Source organism: Ochrobactrum chromiisoli, assembly GCF_026241335.1.
Classification (GTDB): Bacteria; Pseudomonadota; Alphaproteobacteria; order Rhizobiales; family Rhizobiaceae; genus Brucella; species Brucella chromiisoli.
Genome location: NZ_JAPHAV010000001.1, coordinates 300171 through 322976, shown reverse-complemented (window position 1 = coordinate 322976; position 22806 = coordinate 300171). Strand labels below are relative to the sequence as shown.

Genomic DNA, 22806 nt, shown 5'->3' with positions numbered 1-22806 from the left:
CCGCGCAAAACCGCTACGCACTTTTGCTGGAAATGCTCTTTTGCTCACGCATTGTCCCCCCGCAAAACCGCTGCGCACTTTTGCTGGAAATGCTCTGTCTTCACCTTCGCATCCGTGCTGTTGCGAAAGCCAGCTTCCCTTTTTCGGGAACTGCCTCAAACAAACCAAAAGCGCCCCGGCAAAGACCGGGGCGCCATGCGGCTTTTTAAGGGGGAGAGGGAGGAAAAAAGCCGCAAAACCGGGCCGTCAGACCTGGTTAAGAGGAGACAGAAGGCCAGCACGAGCCAGCCTCCTGAAATTCACTTACGGCAGATTACGCACATCGCCCGGCGTCATATACATCGGCATCATATTGGTATCGAGGTGATGCATGACCCAGATGGAGCCAGCCAGCACAATCGCCAGAATGATGGCCGTGAAAATGAGCGCCAGAATGTTCCAGCCATTTTCTGACTTCGGATCAAGGTGCAGGAAGTAAACCAGATGCACCACGATCTGAACGGCGGCCATTCCGATAACAATCGCTGCGGTCGTTGCCGGCGTGAAGTAGCCATTCATTGCCAGCATAAACGGAACGATGGTGAGGATGATCGCCAGTGTCAGACCAATCAGGTACGACTTCAGGCTGCCATGCGCGGCTTGATCGTGTGTTTCGTGTCCAGAGCTCATCACAATACACCCAGCAGATAGACAAGGGTAAAGACGCCAATCCAGATGATGTCCAGGAAGTGCCAGAAGAGGCTCAAGCACATCACGCGCGTCCGGTTCTTTTCAGTCAGGCCATCGCGCAGAAGCTGGGCGGAAAGCACCAGAATCCAGATGAGGCCCGAGGTAATATGCAGACCGTGGGTTCCAACCAGCGCAAAGAAGGCCGAAAGGAATGCGCTGCGGCTTGGACCTGCACCTTCAACGATCAGGTGATGGAATTCATAGATTTCCATCGCAAGAAACGCGAAGCCGAGCAGAAAAGTCACGCCCAGCCAGAAGAGCACGCCTGCACGATTGTTCCTGAACATGGAGAGCGTCGCCAGACCATAAGTCAGCGAAGACGCCAGCAGGATCATCGTTTCTGTCAGAACAAACTGCAGATCGAACAGTTCACGGCCAGTCGGGCCGCCCGCGAACTGATGCGCCAGAACGGCGTAGGTTGCAAAAAGGCCCGAGAAGAGAACGCAGTCACTCATCAGGTAGATCCAGAAGCCGACCAGTGTGGTCGACCCTGCATCATGATGATCTTCGTGAGCCGGATGCTCGTTGCCGCCCGTAAATGGTGCAGCCGTATGAACGGTAGCGCTCATGGATCAGACCTCCTGAGCATTCAGTTGCCGCGTATAGGCGTCTTCGACGCGCTGTACTTCATCGGCCGAGACATAATAGTCCCTGTCATTGTTGAAAGAGTGGGCAATGGCGACAGCCAGAACACCAACAGCTGCAGCAATTGCGAGCCACCAGATGTGCCACACCAGCGCAAAGCCCAGAGGAATGCAGAGCATACCAATGATGAAGCCCGTGCCTGTGTTTTTCGGCATATGAATGCGGGCGAAGTTTTCAGTGCGGCGCACATAACCGTTCTGCTTCATATCCCACCAGCTGTCGTGATCACGCACATGCGCAACTTCAGCAAAGTTGTAGAATGGTGGAGGTGACGAAATCGACCATTCGAGCGTACGTCCGTTGCCCCATGAATCGCCATTGACGACGCGCAGCTTTTCACGATCACGAATGGAGATCATGATCTGGAGAACCTGGAAGACAATACCGCAAAGAATAATCGCAACGCCAACTGCTGCAATGATCAGATAGATATGCCAGGCTGGGTTTTCCGTATGGTTCAGACGGCGTGTCATGCCCATCAGGCCGAGCACGTAGAGCGGCATAAAGGCCATGATGAAGCCAACCAGCCAGCACCAGAACGCCTTCTTGCCGAGACCTTCATGCAGCTTGAAGCCAAACGCCTTTGGCCACCAGTAGATGAGACCGGCAAAGCAGCCAAACAAAACGCCCGAGATAATCACGTTATGGAAGTGGGCGATCAGGAACACGGAGTTGTGCAGCACGAAATCTGCAGGCGGAACAGCAAGCAGAACGCCCGTCATACCACCAACAACAAAGGTACACATGAAACCGAGCGTCCACATGACCGGCGTTTCGATGCGCAGACGCCCCTTATACATGGTGAAAAGCCAGTTGAAGACTTTTGCACCTGTCGGGATCGAGATGATCATGGTCGCAACGCCGAAGAAGGCATTGACGCTTGCACCGCCACCCATGGTGAAGAAGTGATGCACCCAGACGAGGAACGACAGAATGGTAATGGCAACGGTCGCATAAACCATCGACGCATAGCCAAACAGGCGCTTGCCGGAGAAAGTGGCAATGATTTCGGAGAAAACGCCGAAGCACGGCAGAACCAGAATATAGACTTCCGGGTGACCCCAGATCCAAATCAGGTTCACATACATCATCGGATTGCCACCAGCATCATTGGTGAAGAAGTGGAAATCCAGATAACGGTCAAGCGACAGCAGTGCCAGCGTCACAGTCAGGATCGGGAACGCAGCCACGATCAGAACGTTGGAGCAGAGTGCGGTCCAGGTGAAAACCGGAACCTGCATCATACCCATGCCCGGCGCACGCATCTTGATGATGGTGGTGATGAGGTTCACGCCCGAAAGCAGCGTCCCCATACCGGAAATCTGCAAGGCCCAGATATAATAATCCACCCCGACATCCGGGCTGAACTCAAGACCTGAAAGCGGCGGATAAGCCAGCCAGCCGGTCTTTGCGAATTCGCCGATACCAAGCGAAATGTTAACGAGGATGGCACCGGCAACCGTGAGCCAGAAGCTCAACGAGTTGAGGTATGGGAAAGCCACGTCGCGCGCACCGATCTGAAGCGGTACGGCAAAGTTCATCAGGCCAACAATGAAAGGCATCGCGACGAAGAAGATCATGATCACGCCATGCGCGGTGAAGATCTGATCATAGTGGTGCGGCGGCAGGAAGCCTTCATTGGCGCCGGAGGCGATTGCCTGCTGCGCGCGCATCATAACAGCGTCCGAGAAGCCGCGGAACAGCATCACGAAAGCCAGAATAATGTACATAATGCCGATACGTTTGTGATCGACAGAGGTCAGCCAGTCGCTCCACAGAACGCCCCACTTCTTATAGTAGGTAATGGCTGCGAGAATAGCGAGCGCCCCACCAGCTATCGCGGTCAGTGTGACCATGATGATAGGCTCGTGATAGGGAATCGCTTCGAGCGTAAGTTTTCCGAACATTTCTATTCTTACTTCGATTGGAGTGCGATCAGCAGCTCAAGCCCCGGATGAAATGCCCGGGGCCAGCTACATCGGCAAATCAGTTTTCAAGCTGCGTCATACGCTGCGGCTGAGTCAGACAAAGAATGTCATTTGCCCACTGGCTGAAATCGACGGGCGAAGACTTGCGCAAATCTGCACGGGCTTCACGCACCATCTGTTCCTGATGCATCAGATCATCAAGACAAACCGATTTGCCATCCCAGCAGCGGTTCACAATATTATGAAACAGCGCTTTGTCATTATAGGCAAAGAACTGAACCGGAGCCTTCTCGCTTGGCTGAACCAGCGAAGCATAACGCTCACGCGTCAGTTCCTGACCGGACGCCTTGGCATCGGCAACCCACTTGTCAAAACCGGCCTGATCAAGCGAGTGCGCCTTAAAGCGCATCTGGGCAAAGCCCTGACCGCTATAATTAGCAGAAATGCCGTCAAACACGCCCTCATGATTTGCAATCAGGTGCAGCTGCGTCTGCATGCTCGGCATGGTGTAAACCTGGCTGCCAAGCTGCGGAATAAAGAAGGAATTCATAATGCTGCTGGATGTCAGCTTGAAGTTCACAGGAACATCAACCGGCATCGCCATTTCATTGACCGATGCAACACCCAGATCCGGGTAAATGAACAGCCATTTCCAGTCCAGCGCGACAACTTCAACATTGACCGGCTTCACGTCTGAGACAAGCGGACGGTAAGGGTCAAGCTTATGCGTTGAGATCCATGTCACAGTGCCAAGCAAAACGATAATAACGACAGGAATAAGCCAGACAGCCGCTTCAATCTTGTTGGAATGATGCCAGTCCGGCAGATACTCTGCCTTTTCGTTGGTGGAGCGGTACTTCCAGGCGAAATAGAGCGTCATGCCAATGACCGGAAGCACGACCAGCAGCATAAGGCCAGTCGCAAAATAGATGAGATCGCGTTCCGCCAAACCGATCTCTCCTTTCGGAGAGAGCAGAACCTGGTTCTCGCAGCCGGCGAGGAACGCCGTGAGGGCCAAGACGGCGAACGAAATGATCGTCCGGGGGGTGCCGTGTTTCATTTGTCTTTCCATCCTGCACACAGAACTTCAGCTCTGGTGCATTCGTCATTTCCTAGATTTCGGTAAGTTCTGAAAATTTCAAAGGTACCGTTATAACGAATAAAGCTGTTTGTCACGCGCCAGACTGAAAATGTACTGGATCGAAATGTCGCGGCTGCATATGCTTTGTGAGTCATAATCGACCCATCCGGAATCAAACTGGACAAACCCAATTCCCGTCGGCGGCTCTCTACAAGTTAAAATCAAAAAATTCAAGACGATACCCAGCGTTAAACTGACCGTAACTGAACCTTAAACAAAGATACCACACAAAAGAATTCATGAAGATTAAACAATATTAATGTAGATTATTTTATATAATGCAACTTAATCATAACAACATTTAACAGTTGACAATATTGTCAATAACACAAATTTTAAAATAACTCCATAAATTTTGCCATTCACTCAACGCAAATCGATTCGCGAATCGCTTTTAATAATACCAATTCAACTTGCAGGCCCATGATCTGGAAGTATCCCCGACCATTATCATCGCCAGAGCGCGCATTCTTTTTGTTTTACACAGGAGCCAAAGCATCATAGCGGGATCACAAAGGATCCTCTGGTCGCACTTTACGGCCTGCACGCTGCGCAGTTTTGCTGGAAATGATCTTTTGCGCTACGCATTATCCTACGCAAAACCGCTGCGCACTTTTGCTGGAAATGATCTTTTACTCACGCATTATCCCACGCAAAACCGCTGCGCACTTTTGCTGGAAATGATCTTTTACTCACGCATTATCCCACGCAAAACCGCTGCGCACTTTTGCTGGAAATGATCTTTTGCGCTACGCATTATCCTACGCAAAACCGCTGCGCACTTTTGCTGGAAATGCTTTGACGGAAAACACATGATATTTGGGAACTGGCCGATTGAACAAACTGAAGGGGCAATGCTTGCCTATGCAATCACGTCAGGTGCACACAGCTTTCGTAAAGGCACCGTTTTAACCCGCGACCATCTCGATATTTTGCAAAAACAAGGCATCACGCATGTCTTTGCAGCACGCCTCGAAGACGACGACATCAGGGAAGATGAAGCAGCGCTTGCCGTCGGAAATTTGCTCATTTCAGAGAATATAGAAGCGGGAAAGCCCGTTACAGGGCGTATCAATCTGTTTGCCCGTCATGACGGTCTGTTTCACGCGCAAGCAACTGCCATTGACACCATAAACCTGCTTGATCCGCGTATTTCCGTTGCAACATTGCGCAATGACTGCCGCGTTCAGCGTGGCCAGATGGTTGCGAGCGTTAAAATCATTCCCTTTGCGATACCAGCAAAGCTGATTGAAAACCTGCGCTGGCCAGCAGCCCCGCAAAATATTCTGGATGTGAGGCCGTTCCAGGCCATGACGGTCGGGATTATCCAGTCTCAATTGCCGTCCATACGCGATTCAGTCCTCGACAAAACACGCAAGCTCATTTCCATGCGCATTGAGCATAATCACGGATCAGTGGGGGCTGAACACCGCGTGGTTCATGCGCAAGATGCGCTCATGCGGGCAATCAGTGAACTCCGGCATGCGTGCGATCTCATCCTCATAGTCAGCGCCTCTTCCATCGCAGATGAAGCGGACATTGTCGCGCGCGCAATTCTCGCTTCGGGTGGCGAGATTTTGCGTATTGGTATGCCGGTTGATCCGGGCAATCTTCTGGTTCTGGCAAAGCTTGGGGAGAAATATATTATTGTCGCGCCCGGATCCGCACGCAGTGCGCGCGAAAACAGCCTCGACTGGATACTGGATCGCTTGATGGCGGGTGTGAGGCTTGATTCAGACGATCTGGGAAAAATGGGGGTCGGAGGACTTCTGTTTTAACAATGATAGTCAAACACAAGAATACCATCGAGACCATTTTCGGCCAGTTCGACAAGCTTTCCGCCAACGACCACGTGATCAGGATGAGGAAGATAGGCATCGCGCGCCGCTGCATCGGTAAAATCGACAACAAAGCCGTGCTTAAATCCCTTTTCGAGCGCTTCGGGACTGTTATTTTTACCCGCTGTAATCGCAACGATGCCGTCGATTTTGCCCCGCAAAGCGACCACCTGATCAAGAGCGGCTTTTATCTGCGCGGGTTCGACATCCGATCTGAACCGAATAAGAACGATATGGCGTATCATTGATTGCCTCCTCACGAAACGCTGCGCAAGACTAGTTCCAGATCCGGCAGCTGTGAAGTGTTTCCTTCGGGCTGCAAAACGAAAAAGGCCGGGATGAACCCGACCTTCCGCTTTCATTCGGTTTGCGCCATTACATCCGTGGTCGCATCACCGAATGAATTCCCGATACGAATTTAGATTTAGCATTGTTGCATTTCAGGATTGTGACAGTCTTCAGAAATCCATCAAAAGCCCGAAAAGAATAACCTGAAAGCGCAATGCCCAGCATATAGGCCCGTCGGTCGCCCATAGGCCACGTGTTAACCTTTGCCAGAGCTCCTTGCGATCACAACACGCGAAAACCCAACGCGCGCTCACGCGTGTTCTGTCCGAAAACGCATTCTCCCTTTTCGGGATGCGCTTTGATCAAGCTGCCATCGGTGTTTGTACAGGTTCCGGATGATTATAGTTCCAGACCTCAATCAAACACTGCCGCATCAGATCGAGATCCACCGGACCAATCCGGCTGAGTACCAGATCAAGTTCATCCGGCTCGACACCTCTGTTAAGAAGTTCGACTATGGCTTCGATCAAAACTTTTTTGTCGTCAAATCTATAGCGCTGCATCAAACCTGCTCCGCTAAATGCCCCATTTTGATACAAATAAACTAAACCACTATGGTTAACCGAAGCTTACCATTATCAGCCGTTCGAGATGAAATTGCAGTCCGGGAGGACGCTCTCACTCTTCCGGCAAGCTCAGTCGTGTCAATCTTGGAAAACACTACGCAACGAAATATAAAATTACACTTTTCAACATTATGTCGCAATCGTACTATATAAGAGAGGGAATTCAAGTAAAAAAAGTAAATTTATATCACATTAGAAACCTCTACTAAGGAACAATTATGCACCCCCTCAAAAAACATGCGCTTTTTTCGCTTGGTTTTGTCAGGATACTTGTTCTGAGCATGTTGATTGGCGGGAGTTTTCTTGGTGGCTATTTGGTAACAATTCAGTATAAAGGCAATGTCCACACCATCATCGCAGGGCAAGCCTATCGCTCCAATCAGCCTGATCCATCGCGTATTGCACAGCTGAAGACGCTTTATGGCATCAAAACGATTATCAATCTGCGTGGCGCAGAGCCGGGTTCGAAATGGTACGATGACGAAGTTGCAGCGTCTACGGCGCTTGGAATTCAACACGCAGATTATGCGATGTCATCGCGCAAACAACTCAGCAAAGAGCAAACACGCGCGCTCATTGCTTTGATGCAGCAAGCGGAAAAGCCAGTGCTTCTTCATTGCAAAGCAGGATCGGACAGAACCGGGCTTGCCGCTGCCCTTTACATTGCTGCGGTTGCCAAAGGCGGCGAGCGCAAAGCCGAAGGACAGATGTCGATCGCCTACGGTCACTTCGCACTTCCGTTCAGCCCGACCCGCGCCATGGATGACACTTTTGAAGCCATCGAAGCAGAGCTTGGTTTTCCCAGCTCATAAAAAGCCTCAACTGTTATTCGCAAAACAAAAACGCCGGGGTTTGATCCCCGGCGTTTTCGTCAATTGCAAATGGCTGATCAATCAAGACCAACGATCTTGCCGTCTTCCCATTTGAAAACGTCAAAACTTGGCGATGAAAGATCACCCGTTTCGCCATAGGTCAGCTTACCAATAACCGTTTCGATTGGCTTGCCATCGCGAAGTGCTGCGGCAACAGCTGCGGTATCTTCCGTCGTACCAGCGCGTTCAATACCGTCTGCAAGCACCTGAACAGCGGCAAAAGCGTTCATGGTGAATGCTTCAACCGGAATGTTCTTGGCTGTCAGCGCATCAACGGCTTCCTTGGAAGCTGGATTCTTCGTTGCATCAACAGCATTGGTGAAGAGTGTGCCTTCAGCATTCTTCTGACCAATCGCCCAGAACTCGGTGTTGGACAGACCTTCACCGCCAAGAATCAGGGCATTCAAACCTGCATCATGCATCTGACGGGCCAGAAGGCCGCCTTCACCATGATAACCGCCGAAATAAACGATCTCCGTACCAGCGGCTTTCAGCTTGGATACCAGAGCACTGAAATCTTTATCGCCGGGGGTGACGGAATCGTATTGAACTTCGGTGATGCCATCCTTGTTGATTGCAGCCTTGAAGGAATCTGCGAGACCCTTACCATATGCGCCCTTGTCGTGAACGATGGCGACCTTCTTGTCCTTGAAGTTTTTCAGGAAGTAGGCGGCCATGACATCGGCCTGCTGATCATCGCGACCGCAGGTGCGGAACACGTTTTCCAAGCCGCGCGACGTCAGATCAGGACCGGTTGCAGTTGGCGTAACCATAAGAACGCCGTTTTCCGCAAAAACGTCGGAAACAGGGATCGCGACGCCGGTCGTGACCGGGCCGACGACGAACTTGATGCCATCACCAACAAGCTGGTTTGCCGCAGAAACGCCCTGTTTTGGCTCACCGGCATCGTCGGCAAACTTCAGAACGATCTTTTCGCCTTTGATACCACCATTCTTGTTGATGACTTCAACAGCGGTTTCCGCACCCTTCTTGACCTGGTCGCCATAGGCGGCAACCGGACCTGTGAGTGGTGCGACAACGCCAATCGTAATATCTGCATAAGCAGCGCTGGCAAAACCGAGAGTAGCGGCAAAGGCTACGCTGGAAAGAAGCTTGAGGTTCATTCTTTTTCTCCTTTGGTGAGGCCCCGTTTTTCCCGATGGCCCCAGACAACCCATGCCGGTCAAATCGTAGCGCATATGCGCTGCAGCTTTGCCGGGCCCTCCCTTTTATTTCAATCATACGATCTTAAAGGGTCAATCCAAAAACGCGCCGCACCATCACCCTTTTGGGGTACCAGAGCCATAATATTATCCGAAATTGCATCTGCGCTTTCGGAAACATGCTCCAGAACGGCAGCACGCTTTCATGATGTAATAAGAATGCATTTCCAGCTTCCGATTGCAAGGGGCCAAGTACCCGCAACTACAACGAAAACTGCCTCCCAAAAAATGCTTATCCTCCTCTCTTCCATGGTGGTGTTTGCTTTGCAAAAAAGGCCGCGATTCCTTCCGCAGCCTCTGGCGTTTCCCATGTGTCGGCGAGACGGGTGAGTGTCATTTCGATCACCGCTTCGTCGATCGGTGCACTGAGCGCGTGCACCAGCCGTTTGGACGCTGCGACCGCATTGGGTGCAGTCGAAAAATAGGGTTTGATTTCCCGCTCTATTGCAGCATCAAGTTGCTCTGCTTCGACCACGTGATGCAGCAATCCAATGTGCTTTGCTTCCATTGCATCAAACAATCGTGCCGAGGTAAACGTTCTCAGTGCATGGGCCTGTCCGATCCGCGCAACCACATAGGGACTGATGGTTGCCGGGATCAGGCCAAGCTTGGTTTCCGTCAACCCGAAACGCGCATCACAGACACCGATCGCTGCATCGCAAACGCTGATAAGCCCGACACCACCGCCAAAAACCTGTCCATTGATCCGCCCGATCAGAGGCTTCGGCAGATCGCGCAAGGCTTTGAGCATCAGTGCCAGTTTGCGCGCCGCTTCTATTCGTTGAGAGCGGTTCGCGTTCACCTGCTCCTGCATCCAGCCAAGATCGCCACCTGCGCAAAAGCTTTTGCCGCTGCCGGTCAGAATAACGAGACGCACCGCGTCATCATCTGCCAGTTGCAGCGTCGCGTTGAAAAGCTCATCGATCATAAGACCGGAAAGCGCATTGTGCTGCTCGGGGCGATTGAACGTCAGTGTCGCGACACCGCGCTCATCAAGCGCAATTTGCAAGGTTTCGAACGCGCTCATGCAGCCTTATCCTGCGTGAACGCTTGCGCAAACAACGCTGCCGATCTCAGCTTTTCAATATCAAGGCCGGTTTCAAAGCCAAGCCGATGCAGCATGTCCGCGACTGCCAGCGTATCGACATTGCCCTTGGCACCCGGTGCAAACGGACATCCCCCCAGTCCGCCCACCGATGCATCAAACACCCGAAGCCCCTTTTCCAGACTGGCCCGGATATTATCAAGCGCACGGCCATTGGTGTCGTGATAGTGACCGGCAAGACTGTGCGCAGGCGCGATATTCAACACGGCATCGAGCATGGCGCTCACTGTTTCAGGCGTGCCGCGCCCGATTGTGTCACCAAGGCTCACCTCGTGGCAGCCAAGCGAAAAGAGTTGCTCGGTGACTTCTGCAACCGCCTGCGGCGCAGTTGGCCCATCATAAGGACATTCGACAACGCAGCTGACATAACCGCGAATGGCCAGACCATCATTGATGGCTGCACCAATCACTGGTGCCAGCCGCTCAATGCTCTCTGCAATCGTGCAATTGATATTGGCTTTGGAAAAGCCCTCGGAGGCAGAGATGAAGACGGCAATTTCATCAACATTGGCGCTCACCGCAAGCGCATAGCCCTTCATATTCGGCACCAGAACCGAATAGCGGACGCTGCCCGCACGGTGGATACCGCGCATCACCTCTTGCGCATCGGCCAATTGAGGCACCCATCTGGGGCTGACAAAACTGGTTGCTTCGATACGGGAATAGCCACAAGCGGACAGGCGATCAATCAGCGCAATCTTGTCGGCTGTCGGAACAAAACGCTTCTCATTTTGCAGGCCGTCACGCGCTGCCATTTCGACGATTTCCACGTGTTCAGCCATGTTCTTCTCCTCTTTTTGTTTGAGCATGATCTTGTCCGAAAACCGGTTCCCACTTTTCGGGATCATGCTCTTCCTCCAGTTGGACTAACAGCGCGCCTTCATCGACCTGATCGCCAGCCGCGACGTTCACAGTTGCGACCTTGCCATCTCGCGGCGCAGTCAGTGAAAGCTCCATCTTCATCGCCTCCATCGTCACAAGCCGGTCGCCTTTGGCGACACTTTCGCCTTCCGCAACGCACACCAGCCGCACAAGTCCTGGCATCGGCGAGAGAATGCGGCTTTCGCCCGAAACCTCCTCCTCCGCACCGACAATCTCAACATGATGAAACAAGGCGTCGCGTCCATGGAGCTGAACGCTCACGTCAACGCCGATGCGCATGACGGATGCCTGTTCAAGGTGACCATGAATTGAAAAGCGCACCAGACCATTTTCATGAGAGCGGATTTCCAGATCGCCAAAGCTAAAGCCAAAAAGCCTGCCGCTTTTGATCGTAAAATGAATTGTCTGGCGTTCACCATGATGATCAAGCAGGACGGAGCGCGCTGCATCATCCCATAGGCGGAAACCGCGCAGACTGCTCCATGGATCATTGTTAAGCGGCGCATCCAGCAAATCAAGCGCACCGAGTGCTGCCAGCGCAAAAGCAATATCCGAAGACTGTTCTATTCTGAAAAGTGTGGACGCCTCACGCGCAATCAGCCCTGTATCAACATCGCCAGAACGAAAGGCTTCAAGCTTGCAAAGTTGGGACAAAAACTGCCGATTGGTGACAAGTCCTGCAATACGCGTCTTGTTCAAAGCGCCTTCGAGCCGGGTCAACGCCTCATCGCGCGTTGCGCCATGGGTGATGATCTTGGCAATCATCGGATCATAAAACGGCGTGATGGTATCGCCAGAGCGCACGCCGGAATCCACGCGCGCATTTTGAGGCGCTGCAAACAGCGCAAGCCTGCCGGTCGCGGGCAGAAAATCACGCGCAGGGTCCTCGGCATAAAGCCGCGCCTCAAAAGACCAGCCATTGATGGAAAGCTCAATCTGCTGCTTCGGCAAGGCTTCGCCGGACGCCACACGCAATTGCCACTCAACCAGATCAAGGCCGGTTATCGCTTCCGTCACCGGATGCTCAACCTGTAGCCGCGTGTTCATTTCCATGAAAAAGAAGCGGTCAGGGTGCAGCCCTTCCGACACATCGGCGATAAATTCCACCGTGCCTGCGCCGGAATAGCCGATGGCTTGGGCAGCCTTGACTGCCGCCTCGCCCATGGCAGCGCGCATTTGAGGCGTCATGCCGGGGGCGGGTGCTTCCTCAATCACTTTTTGATGGCGGCGTTGCAGCGAGCAATCGCGCTCAAACAAATGCACCGCATGACCATAATTATCACCAAAAACCTGCACCTCGATATGGCGCGGCTTGGTCATGTATTTTTCAATCAGCACGGCGTGATCGCCAAACGATGCTTCTGCCTCGCGTCGCGCACTGTCCAATGCAGTTAAAAAATCGGTGGGATTGTCGACACGACGCATCCCCTTGCCGCCGCCGCCCGCACGCGCTTTAATCAGCACAGGATAGCCTATGCGATCCGCCTCGCCTTTGAGAAAGGCGGCGTCCTGATTGTCGCCATGATAGCCGGGCACGACGGGCACTCGGGCTTTTTCCATCAAGCGCTTGGCGGCATCTTTCAGCCCCATCGCGCGGATGGCTTTGGCCGAAGGGCCAATGAAGGTGAGCCCTGCTGCCTCGACCGCATCCACAAAGTCGGCATTTTCAGAGAGAAAACCATAGCCCGGATGAATGGCTTCCGCGCCCGTATCCAGTGCCGCCTTGATGATCGCATCAATATTGAGATAGCTTTGCGCAGATTGTGCCGGACCGACGCGCACCGCCTCGTCAGCCATTTCGACATGAAGCGCATTGGCATCTGCATCCGAATAAATCGCGACAGTGGCAATGCCCAATTTGTTCGCCGTTCGGATAATGCGGCAGGCGATTTCTCCGCGATTGGCAATCAGTATTTTTTGAAACATCTGACCGCCCTCTTTACATTCTAAAGATGCCGAAGCGCGTCGGCTCGACCGGCGCATTCAACGTTGCAGAAAGCGATAGACCGAGCACTTCGCGGCTCTTGCGCGGATCGACAATGCCGTCATCCCAAAGCCGTGCCGATGCATAAAGCGGGTGGCTCTGACGCTCGAACATGTCCAGGGTGGGACGCTTGAACTCCGCTTCCTCTTGCGCCGACCATGTGCCGCCGTTGCGCTCGATCCCGTCACGCTTGACGGTGGCCAGAACGCCTGCCGCCTGTTCGCCGCCCATCACCGCAATACGGCTATTCGGCCACGTCCACAAAAAGCGCGGAGAATAGGCCCGCCCGGCCATGCCATAGTTTCCCGCCCCATAAGATGCACCAATCAGCATGGTTATCTTCGGCACATTGGCGGTGGCGACCGCCGTCACCAGCTTGGCCCCATGCTTGGCGATGCCTTCGGCCTCATATTTGCGACCAACCATGAAGCCGGTGATATTTTGCAGGAAGATCAGCGGAATATTGCGCTGGCAGCACAACTCTATGAAATGCGCCCCCTTTAAAGCAGCTTCGGAAAACAAAACGCCATTATTGGCGATAATGCCAACCGGCATTCCATAAAGACTGGCAAAACCGCAGACCAGCGTCGGGCCAAATCGTGCCTTGAACTCATCAAACTCGGAACCATCGACCAACCGCGCAATCAGCTCGCGCACATCATAGGGAATGCGGGTGTCAGCCGAGACAATTCCGAGAATCTCTTCCGCGTCATAACGCGGGGCAGCACCCTCGCCTCTTGGTATGAAGGCACGTTTTTCACTGTTGAGATTAGCGGCGATGGCGCGAGCGATTTGCAGCGCATGAGCATCGTCATGGGCGAGATGATCGGCCACGCCGGAGAGCCGGGTATGCGTGTCACCCCCGCCCAGATCTTCAGCGCTTACCACTTCGCCGGTTGCAGCTTTGACCAACGGCGGACCAGCCAGAAAAATCGTGCCCTGATTGCGCACAATCACCGTCTCATCGCTCATGGCAGGCACATAAGCGCCGCCTGCCGTGCACGATCCCATGACGACTGCAATCTGCGGAATGCCCGCTGCCGACATCTGCGCCTGATTATAGAAAATACGCCCGAAATGATCGCGATCGGGAAAAACCTCATCCTGATTGGGAAGGTTCGCGCCACCGGAATCGACCAGATAAATGCAAGGCAAGCGGTTTTCGCCTGCGATCTCTTGCGCGCGCAGATGCTTTTTCACCGTGATCGGATAATAGGTGCCGCCCTTCACCGTTGCATCATTGCAGACAATCATGCATTCACGGCCAGATACCCGGCCAATGCCGGTGATCATGCCCGCGGAAGGGGCCGCATTGTCATACATGTCATGCGCCGCCGTCAGCCCCACTTCCAAAAAGGGTGATCCCGGATCGATGAGCTGCGCAACACGATCACGCGGCAAGAGTTTTCCGCGCGCGATATGACGCTGCCGCGCTTTTTCGCCACCGCCATCCATGGCCATGCGTGATGCCTCTGCCACCACATCAAGCGCTGCCAGCATAGCCTTGCGATTGGCTTCAAAGACGGGGCTGCGTGTCAAAATTTCAGATTTCAGAACCGGCATCAGCGGGTCTCCTGAAAGAGTTCCCGTCCGATCAGCATACGGCGGATTTCCGACGTGCCTGCACCGATTTCATAAAGCTTTGCGTCACGTAAAAGACGCCCGGTCGGATAATCATTGATATAGCCGTTACCGCCCAGCGCCTGTATGGCCTGCAAAGCCATTTGTGTGGCGTTTTCCGCTGCATAAAGAATGCAGCCAGCCGCATCCTTGCGCGTCGTCTCGCCACGATCACAGCTCGCTGCCACCGCATAAACATAGGCGCGCGAAGCGTTGAAGCTCACATACATATCGGCAAGCTTACCCTGCATCAGCTGAAACTCACCAATCGGCTGGTCGAACTGCTTGCGCTCATGCACATAAGGCACAACGACATCGAGACAGGCCGCCATGATGCCAAGCGGCCCACCGGCCAGCACGACCCGCTCATAATCAAGGCCGGACATCAGCACATTGACGCCCTTGCCTTCTTCCCCCAGCAGGTTTTCGGCGGGCACTTCACAATCCTCAAACACCAGTTCGCAGGTGTTGGAGCCGCGCATACCGAGCTTGTCGAGCTTTTGCGCGGTTGAGAAGCCTTTGAAGGTTTTCTCAATGATGAAGGCACTGATACCACGCGGACCCGCTGCCGGATCGGTCTTGGCATAGACAACAAGCACATGCGCATCGGGGCCGTTGGTGATCCACATCTTGTTGCCGTTGAGAATATAACTGTCCCCGCGCCTTTCGGCTGTCAGCCTCATCGACACAACGTCAGAACCGGCTCCCGGTTCGGACATCGCAAGCGCACCGACATGCTCGCCGGAGATAAGTTTGGGTAGATATTTCGCGTGTTGTTCGGGCGAACCATTGCGCTTGATCTGATTGACGCAGAGATTGGAATGCGCGCCATAGCTCAGGCCAACCGAGGCCGATGCACGGCTGATTTCTTCCATTGCCACACAATGCGCAAGATAGCCCATGCCTGCGCCACCGTAATCTTCTGGTGCCGTGATGCCCAGCACGCCGAGATCACCCAGTTCGCGCCACAGATGCATGGGAAATGCGTTCTTGCGATCAATATCGGCGGCAAGCGGCGCAATGCGGCTTTCCGCAAAACGGCGAACCGTATCACGAAGGGCTTCGATCTCTTCGCCAAGACCGAAATTCATGCCCCCCAAATTCTGGCCCGAAGCAAACATACTCGTCCTCCACAAGTTCTGCCCGGCTGCTGTTTTTGAAAACAGCTATGTTCCGTTCAGAGTGTCGTGTGGAGACCGATTAGGCAATGGCTTTGCGCGGCGTTCTGTGGCTATTTATTACCCTATAACGAAATTTTCTTTCGCGCACCATTCCGCATCAAGTCTCCTGAAGCTCGGCAATATCGCGATAAAGCTCCAGTGCTTGCGGGTTTGCCAGTGCTTCACGGTTCTTCACCTCGCGGCCATGCACGATGTCGCGCACGGCAAGTTCGACAATCTTGCCGGATTTGGTACGCGGAATATCACTGACAGCGATGACCTTTGCAGGTACATGGCGCGGTGTAGCGCCGGTACGGATTTTGGCTTTGATCCGCGCTTTGAGAGCGTCATCAAGCGAAACGCCTTCAGCAAGCCGCACAAAGAGCACCACGCGCACATCGTTGTCCCAACCCTGCCCGATGCAAAGTGCTTCCGTCACTTCCGGCATCTGCTCGACCTGATTGTAAATCTCTGCTGTCCCGATACGCACACCACCCGGATTAAGCGTGGCATCCGAACGGCCATGAATGACAATGCCATCATGCTCGGTCCATTCAGCAAAATCGCCATGGCACCAGATATTGTCGAAACGCTCGAAATAGGCTGCCTGATATTTCGCGCCTTCCGGATCGTTCCAGAATTGCAGCGGCATACAAGGAAAGGCCTTGGTGCAAACCAGTTCGCCCTTCTCGCCGCGCACCGGCTTGCCATTATCGTCCCAGACATCAACAGCCATGCCAAGGCCAGCGCCCTGAATTTCGCCCTGCCAGACGGGTTCGGTCGGCACGCCCAGCACGAAACAGGAAACGATGTCCGTTCCGCCTGAGATGGATGCCAGATGCACATCCTTTTTGATTGCCTCATAGACAAAAGCAAAACCTTCAGGTGACAGCGGCGAACCGGTCGAGGAAATGGTACGCAGAGCGGACAGATCATGGGTTTCACCGGGTCGCAGACCGGCTTTCAGCACCGCATCAATGAATTTTGCCGACGTGCCGAGATAGGTCATGTCTTCGGACGCCGCATAATCGAACAGAACATTGCCATCGGGATAAAATGGCGAGCCATCATAAAGCAGCAGCGTTGCACCGGACGCGATGCCGGACGCCAGCCAGTTCCACATCATCCAGCCGCAGGTGGTGAAATAGAAGAAGCGGTCGCCTTCGCGAATATCCGCGTGAAGACGGTGTTCCTTAAGATGCTGCAACAGCACGCCGCCAGCACGATGCACGATGCATTTTGGAATGCCGGTCGTACCCGACGAAAAGAGAATGTAGATCGGGTGGTCAAATGGCAGCCGCATGAACTCGACTGCTTTTGCTGAAAAAGGGTCAAGGGCTGCGTCAAGCGCAATGCCGTTCCGGGCCTTGCTGGCCACCGCTTCCGCTTCGCCCAAATAGGGAACGATGACCGAGCGTTTGCTGCTGGGCAGCCTGGCTGTCACTTCGGCGATCTTGTCACTCACATCAATGCGTTTGCCGTTATACCAGTAACCATCGCAGGCAAAAAACAGTTTCGGCTCGATCTGGCCAAAGCGATCCAGCACACCCTGCGCGCCAAAATCCGGCGAGCACGAAGACCAGACTGCCCCGATAGACGACGCTGCCAGCATTAGAGCGACAGCCTCAGGCATGTTCGGCATCATGCCTGCAACGCGATCACCGGGCTTTACTCCTTCTGCAAGCATCAACTGCTGAAGCTTTGAGACCAGTGCATGAAGGTCGTCCCATGTCAGGCGGCGCTCAACCTTGTCTTCGCCGCGAAAGATGATCGCCTCTCCCGCACCGTTATGACGCAGGAGATTTTCTGCAAAATTAAGTTTGGCATCGGGAAAGAATTTCGCCTCACGCATATGACCATTGTCGACCAGCGCCGTTTGCCCGCGCTCACCAATGACATTGCAAAAATCCCAGATTAGACTCCAGAAAGCGGCACGGTCTTCAACCGACCAGCGGTGCAAATCGGTGTAAGTGGCAAGTTTCCGTCCCGCCCTCCCCTCGGCCTGCACGCGAAAGTGCTCGAGCGGGCTTGTCGCAATACGGTTTGCATCAGGTTGCCACAGGGGCTGTTTATCAACGGAAACGGCCGCAATAGTCATCATTCCTCCCAGAATCACGCCGAGCTGAAATCACTCCGACGATCAGCTCCAAAACAAATGTCTAAAAGAGACCTACCCATCCGTCCATATTTTTCCAGATGCTAGAGCGCGTTTCGATCTGACTGAATGAGATCGGCTCTTAAACTTTTTGTTTTATCGCGCATCTTTTTCCGAAAACCGTTTCACACTTTTCGGGATGCGCTCTAATGCGCTGATTGCCCTGAACCCAGAAGGTTTTCCGTATCGCTTTCGCGGTTTAGCCATCGGTTTATCCGATTAACGAGCCAGCGATTGATTGGATTTTCAAAAATATGCCAGGCTATAAAAGCCGCAACAACGCTGGCTGTAACACCACCCGCAATCAGCATCACAGCACCGATTGTGGTGTCTCCCCAATGTTGCGGAAGAGCGTTGAAGAAAATCAATCCGACCAATGGATGCAGAATGAAAATACCAAAGCTGTAGGGAGAAAGCCGCACCAGAACAGGCAGTCGCAGGGGGGTGTAAACATCCTGGGTAGAGGCGATGTAGAGCACATAAACTCCACAATAAAGGAAAGCCAGCCGCAACGGCCCTTCAAGCGTGTTGGGTTCTTCCGCCACAGCTGGCGGATGATAAAATAGAAAAATCGCCACACAAACGGCAAGCGCCAGCTTAATCGCGAGCACTGGCATTATCGGATGCGCACGGCGCGCAAGCCACATGCCGAAAAGGAAAGAAGGCAGCGCCCGCAGCACACCCACATCGGCCATTTGAATGCGTGTCAAGGAGGGGGCGCCCAGCTTCTGCGCCAGATACTCTCCAACCGCTACAACAAGGATAACAATAACGAGAACAAAACTCCCCAGCCTGCGGCAAAGAATATCAAACAAGGGAAAGCAGAGATACATCAGGAAAAGTGCGCTCAGAGACCAGCTGACGTAATTATAAGAGAGCGTTTTTCCAAGCCCCCAATCATGAATGAGCAGCAATTGTGTGAGCCCGTCTGACAGGCTCATATTGGGCTCGGCGGAAGGGTGAAGAACACCGGCTGCCGTCAAGACTGACAAAAGGGCAAAGCAGGCAAAGGTTATGGCGTGCAGCGGATAAATCCGCGCCAGGCGCTTGCCAACAAAACCAAGATATTGCCGTCTGTTCCAGACGTAATTCTGCTTTCTCGCTAGAAACAGACCTGACACAATAAAAAAGACATCAGTAAAATAAGCAAATGGTAATATAATGTCTTGCAGCGGGGCGTTTTTCACAGGGATGCGAAAAGAATAATGAAACGCTGCAATTCCAAGACACAGTAGAAATCGCAGACCGTCGAAATCAGGAAGCCTTTTCACCCAACCAACCGCTAACAATTACTTTGGTGGAGCTTCACTAACAACATTGAGATAAAAGTCGAGGGAAACTTAATTTCTCCGATAATAAAACCGTCCGGCTAGAGCGTATCGCGCTTAATCATACCCAATACGCTCGCTCTATGTTCTTATTTTTACGCATGTTGTTCGCGGATCGTAGCGGGAATAGAAATCAGTCCGGTGACGTATTTTCCCCGCGAAAGCGATTCCTAGCATTTCGCGACCGGTTTTAGGGCTCAACGGTTTTTTATAGAGTGGTGTGGGGAAATTTGGTGGAGCCAAGCGGGATCGAACCGCTGACCTCTTGCATGCCATGCAAGCGCTCTCCCAGCTGAGCTATGGCCCCATCAGACAGAAATTTGCTGCCCGTTGAGGCGGCTTATTAAAGGGCAAGTTACAGAAGATCAAGAGATAAAACGCAACTCTTTTCATATCTGCCAAAAATAATTTGTCGATCATCAACAGGCGTGAGATTGCAGCCCAGAAAACAGCAAGGCGACTCATTGAGCCGCCCTGCTTTAAATCGTCCATGAAGGCGTTATCAGACTTCTTCGTCGTCGCCGCCAACGCCGCCGCCCAGAATACCGGAAACGTCGTCGTCTTCATCTTCTTCCTCTTCAAGGAAGGTGTCTTCATCGTCATCGCCCAGATCGACATCGTCGTCGAGGTCAGGAAGATCTTCACCACCCTTGGCTTCGTCATCCGCATCTTCAAGAGAAACGAATTCCGGCTTTTCGAGCGCTGTATCGAGCTCTTCGGCTTCTTCTTCCTCTTCGGCCGCACGGCTTTCCGCTATGGTCGCTTCAAAATACGACCGTGGGTAGGAAATGCCTGTATAGGGCGAAACAATCGGATCACGATTGAGATCGTAAAACTTTTTGCCCGTTTCCGGATCGATGCGCTTGGTACCAAGTTCAGCTTTTGCCACGTTTAGCCTCGTGAGTTGATTTCTCCGTCGCGCCTGCGACGCTTACATGCTTTAAGCTCGCCATCAAACTCCTCAACCGTCCATCAGTCGGGAGAAGGCGGAAGACGCGCATTACGGTGTTGTTTTGGTGCATAAACGCAATTTGCAGCTTTTGTCAAAGCGAAAGACGCATTCTGCACGCGATCTGTGTTTCAAAACACGCATTCGCGGATGACCCCGCGCTGTTCCTGTGCTAGGTAGCTGCCGCTTTGATCAATCCCGCGTGCATAACGCCCAAATGAGACAGTAACAAATCCATGTCCCATTCCGCTACCCCGAAACCTGCAATCGCCCGCCGCTCAGAGGCACTCAAGGGCGAAATTCGCATTCCGGGTGACAAATCTATATCGCATCGTTCCTTCATGTTCGGCGGTCTGGCTTCGGGTGAAACCCGTATCACCGGCCTGCTCGAAGGTGAAGACGTTATCAACACAGGCCGCGCCATGCAGGCGATGGGTGCCAAGATTCGCAAAGACGGCGACGTCTGGATCATCAATGGTGTTGGTAATGGCTGTCTTTTGCAGCCTGAAGCCCCGCTTGATTTCGGCAATGCCGGAACCGGTGCACGCCTCACCATGGGCCTTGTCGGCACCTACGACATGACCACAACCTTCATCGGTGACGCATCATTGACCTCACGCCCCATGGGACGCGTGCTCAATCCGCTGCGTGAAATGGGCGTTCAGGTGAAGGCTGCCGAAGGCGACCGCATGCCGCTGACACTCACCGGTCCCAAAACTGCAAACCCGATCAGCTATCGCGTGCCGATGGCGTCCGCTCAGGTTAAGTCCGCCGTTCTGCTCGCAGGTCTCAATACGCCGGGTGTTACAACGGTCATTGAGCCTGTCATGACGCGTGATCACACCGAAAAAATGCTTCAGGGCTTTGGTGCTGACCTGACGGTTGAAACCGACAAGGACGGCGTGCGCCATATCCGCATCGTTGGACAGGGCAAACTCACTGGCCAGACCATCGACGTGCCGGGTGATCCATCCTCAACCGCTTTTCCACTGGTTGCAGCCCTGCTGGTTGAAGGTTCGGACGTCACCATCCGCAATGTGCTGATGAACCCGACCCGCACCGGCCTGATCCTCACCTTGCAGGAAATGGGCGCTGATATTGAAATCATCAATCCGCGCCTTGCCGGCGGTGAAGACGTTGCGGATCTGCGCGTGAAGTCATCGAAGCTCAAGGGCGTTGTCGTTCCGCCGGAACGCGCACCTTCCATGATTGATGAATATCCGGTTCTGGCGATTGCCGCTTCTTTTGCCGAAGGCGAAACCGTCATGGACGGCCTTGATGAACTGCGCGTCAAAGAATCAGATCGCCTTGCAGCGGTTGCGCGTGGCCTTGAAGCCAATGGCGTTGATTGCACCGAAGGTGAAATGTCGCTCACGGTTCGCGGTCGTCCTGACGGCAAGGGCCTTGGCGGCGGCACGGTTGCCACACATCTTGATCACCGCATCGCGATGAGCTTTCTCGTCATGGGGCTGGCGTCCGAGAAGCCAGTCACAGTTGACGACAGCACGATGATTGCCACCTCGTTCCCGGAATTCATGACCATGATGCCGGGTCTCGGTGCAAAAATCGAAGTCAGCGCGCAGCAATGACAAGTTTCGTCGTTGCCATCGACGGACCGGCAGCCTCGGGCAAGGGAACCCTTGCCCGGCGCATTGCCATTCATTACGGCATGCCGCATCTCGATACCGGCCTGACCTATCGTGCCGTTGCGAAAGCGCTTCTTGATCAGGGGCTGCCGCTGGATGATGAAGCAATTGCTGCCGATGTGGCACTTCATCTTGATCTGCATGCGATGGACAAGGCTGTTCTTTCGGCCCATGCAATTGGCGAAGCCGCATCCAAAGTGGCTGTCATGCCCGCTGTGCGACGCGCTCTTGTTGAAGCACAGCGCGGCTTTGCCAGAGCCTTGCCATCCAGCGTGCTTGATGGGCGCGACATTGGAACGGTGGTTTGTCCGCAAGCCGCTATCAAGCTTTTTGTGACCGCCTCACCGGAGGTGCGTGCGCAACGCCGCTTTGACGAGATTATTGCAAAGGGTGGAACGGCCGATTTTGATGAAATTCTGGCCGATCTCAAAAAGCGCGACGAGCGCGACATGAACCGCACGGATTCCCCGCTCAGGCCTGCTGAAGACGCACACTTGCTAGATACGAGTAAAATGAGTATAGAAGCGGCATTTCTGGCAGCGAAAAAGCTGATTGATCACGCTTTGGCGCAGCATCCGGCATAAAATCAGGAAAGCCGTGAGGTTTTCTGCTATGATCCGCCCGGAAATGCTCGATTATTCGGGGTTTGTTCCTATATAGGGCACTCCCAACATTATAACCTGACTT

19 protein-coding genes, 1 tRNA gene and 1 pseudogene are annotated in these 22806 nt (G+C 53.4%); 4 read left to right on the top strand and 17 right to left on the bottom strand.

Annotated features, from left to right (window positions below; all coding sequences use genetic code 11):
* Window positions 1-303: 303 nt before the first annotated feature.
* From cyoD to cyoA, 4 genes are all read right to left on the bottom strand, one after another.
* Window positions 304-669, bottom strand: a complete 366-nt coding sequence (gene cyoD, locus OPR82_RS01585; protein ID WP_265982634.1) for a cytochrome o ubiquinol oxidase subunit IV — start codon at window positions 667-669, stop codon at window positions 304-306.
* Window positions 669-1298, bottom strand: coding sequence for a cytochrome o ubiquinol oxidase subunit III (gene cyoC / locus OPR82_RS01580; RefSeq protein WP_265982633.1), 630 nt, complete (start codon window positions 1296-1298; stop codon window positions 669-671). Before cyoC ends, cyoD begins: the two co-directional genes overlap by 1 nt.
* 3 nt (window positions 1299-1301) lie before the next feature.
* On the bottom strand, window positions 1302-3281 hold the full coding sequence (cyoB, locus tag OPR82_RS01575; RefSeq protein ID WP_265982632.1) for a cytochrome o ubiquinol oxidase subunit I: 1980 nt from the start codon (window positions 3279-3281) through the stop codon (window positions 1302-1304).
* Window positions 3282-3360: 79 nt separating this feature from the next.
* Window positions 3361-4362, bottom strand: a complete 1002-nt coding sequence (gene cyoA, locus OPR82_RS01570) for a ubiquinol oxidase subunit II (protein WP_265982631.1) — start codon at window positions 4360-4362, stop codon at window positions 3361-3363.
* An 893-nt stretch (window positions 4363-5255) separates the two neighbouring features.
* Between cyoA and OPR82_RS01565 the strand changes: the two genes are divergently transcribed.
* Window positions 5256-6221: a molybdopterin-binding protein gene (locus OPR82_RS01565; protein WP_265982630.1), complete on the top strand. Its 966-nt coding sequence runs from the start codon at window positions 5256-5258 to the stop codon at window positions 6219-6221.
* Here OPR82_RS01565 and OPR82_RS01560 read toward each other — a convergent pair.
* Complete coding sequence (locus OPR82_RS01560; RefSeq protein WP_265982629.1) at window positions 6218-6526, bottom strand: Dabb family protein; 309 nt, start codon at window positions 6524-6526, stop codon at window positions 6218-6220. The two genes, OPR82_RS01565 and OPR82_RS01560, sit on opposite strands and share 4 nt — an antisense overlap.
* 405 nt (window positions 6527-6931) lie before the next feature.
* Window positions 6932-7132: a hypothetical protein gene (locus OPR82_RS01555; RefSeq protein ID WP_265982628.1), complete on the bottom strand. Its 201-nt coding sequence runs from the start codon at window positions 7130-7132 to the stop codon at window positions 6932-6934.
* Between the two features lie 344 nt (window positions 7133-7476).
* On the opposite strand from OPR82_RS01555, the gene OPR82_RS01550 reads away from it, so the two are divergent.
* Window positions 7477-8007, top strand: a complete 531-nt coding sequence (locus tag OPR82_RS01550) for a tyrosine-protein phosphatase (RefSeq protein WP_396996096.1) — start codon at window positions 7477-7479, stop codon at window positions 8005-8007.
* Between the two features lie 77 nt (window positions 8008-8084).
* On the opposite strand, the gene OPR82_RS01545 is transcribed toward OPR82_RS01550, so the two are convergent.
* From OPR82_RS01545 to OPR82_RS01495, 11 genes and pseudogenes are all read right to left on the bottom strand, one after another.
* On the bottom strand, window positions 8085-9191 hold the full coding sequence (locus tag OPR82_RS01545) for a branched-chain amino acid ABC transporter substrate-binding protein (protein WP_265982626.1): 1107 nt from the start codon (window positions 9189-9191) through the stop codon (window positions 8085-8087).
* Window positions 9192-9522: 331 nt separating this feature from the next.
* Window positions 9523-10317 carry a crotonase/enoyl-CoA hydratase family protein gene (locus OPR82_RS01540; protein WP_265982625.1) on the bottom strand — a complete coding sequence of 265 codons (795 nt, stop codon included), beginning with the start codon at window positions 10315-10317 and terminating at the stop codon, window positions 9523-9525.
* Window positions 10314-11177, bottom strand: coding sequence for a hydroxymethylglutaryl-CoA lyase (locus tag OPR82_RS01535; protein WP_265982624.1), 864 nt, complete (start codon window positions 11175-11177; stop codon window positions 10314-10316). The genes OPR82_RS01540 and OPR82_RS01535 overlap by 4 nt, the downstream gene beginning before the upstream one ends.
* 64 nt (window positions 11178-11241) lie before the next feature.
* Window positions 11242-13260, bottom strand: a pseudogene (locus tag OPR82_RS01530) (acetyl/propionyl/methylcrotonyl-CoA carboxylase subunit alpha); the annotation flags it as partial.
* Window positions 13217-14824 carry a carboxyl transferase domain-containing protein gene (locus OPR82_RS01525; RefSeq protein ID WP_265982623.1) on the bottom strand — a complete coding sequence of 536 codons (1608 nt, stop codon included), beginning with the start codon at window positions 14822-14824 and terminating at the stop codon, window positions 13217-13219. The pseudogene OPR82_RS01530 and the gene OPR82_RS01525, both read right to left, overlap by 44 nt.
* Window positions 14824-16002, bottom strand: coding sequence for an isovaleryl-CoA dehydrogenase (locus OPR82_RS01520; protein WP_265982622.1), 1179 nt, complete (start codon window positions 16000-16002; stop codon window positions 14824-14826). Before OPR82_RS01520 ends, OPR82_RS01525 begins: the two co-directional genes overlap by 1 nt.
* Before the next feature lie 157 nt (window positions 16003-16159).
* Window positions 16160-18139 carry an acetoacetate--CoA ligase gene (locus OPR82_RS01515; RefSeq protein ID WP_407673222.1) on the bottom strand — a complete coding sequence of 660 codons (1980 nt, stop codon included), beginning with the start codon at window positions 18137-18139 and terminating at the stop codon, window positions 16160-16162.
* Window positions 18140-18342: 203 nt separating this feature from the next.
* Entirely contained in the window at window positions 18343-19467 is a 1125-nt protein-coding gene (locus OPR82_RS01510) for an acyltransferase family protein (RefSeq protein WP_265982620.1), read from the bottom strand.
* 288 nt (window positions 19468-19755) lie between these two features.
* Window positions 19756-19831, bottom strand: a tRNA-Ala gene (locus OPR82_RS01505).
* Window positions 19822-20052 (bottom strand): hypothetical protein, encoded by a 231-nt coding sequence (locus OPR82_RS01500; protein ID WP_265982619.1) that lies wholly within the window; start codon window positions 20050-20052, stop codon window positions 19822-19824. The genes OPR82_RS01505 and OPR82_RS01500 overlap by 10 nt, the downstream gene beginning before the upstream one ends.
* Window positions 20027-20413 (bottom strand): TIGR02300 family protein, encoded by a 387-nt coding sequence (locus tag OPR82_RS01495; protein ID WP_265982618.1) that lies wholly within the window; start codon window positions 20411-20413, stop codon window positions 20027-20029. Before OPR82_RS01495 ends, OPR82_RS01500 begins: the two co-directional genes overlap by 26 nt.
* A gap of 296 nt (window positions 20414-20709) precedes the next feature.
* Between OPR82_RS01495 and aroA the strand changes: the two genes are divergently transcribed.
* Together aroA and cmk are read left to right on the top strand one after the other, a co-directional pair.
* Window positions 20710-22062: a 3-phosphoshikimate 1-carboxyvinyltransferase gene (aroA, locus tag OPR82_RS01490; RefSeq protein WP_265982617.1), complete on the top strand. Its 1353-nt coding sequence runs from the start codon at window positions 20710-20712 to the stop codon at window positions 22060-22062.
* Window positions 22059-22703 carry a (d)CMP kinase gene (cmk, locus tag OPR82_RS01485; protein WP_265982616.1) on the top strand — a complete coding sequence of 215 codons (645 nt, stop codon included), beginning with the start codon at window positions 22059-22061 and terminating at the stop codon, window positions 22701-22703. Before aroA ends, cmk begins: the two co-directional genes overlap by 4 nt.
* Window positions 22704-22806 lie beyond the last annotated feature (103 nt).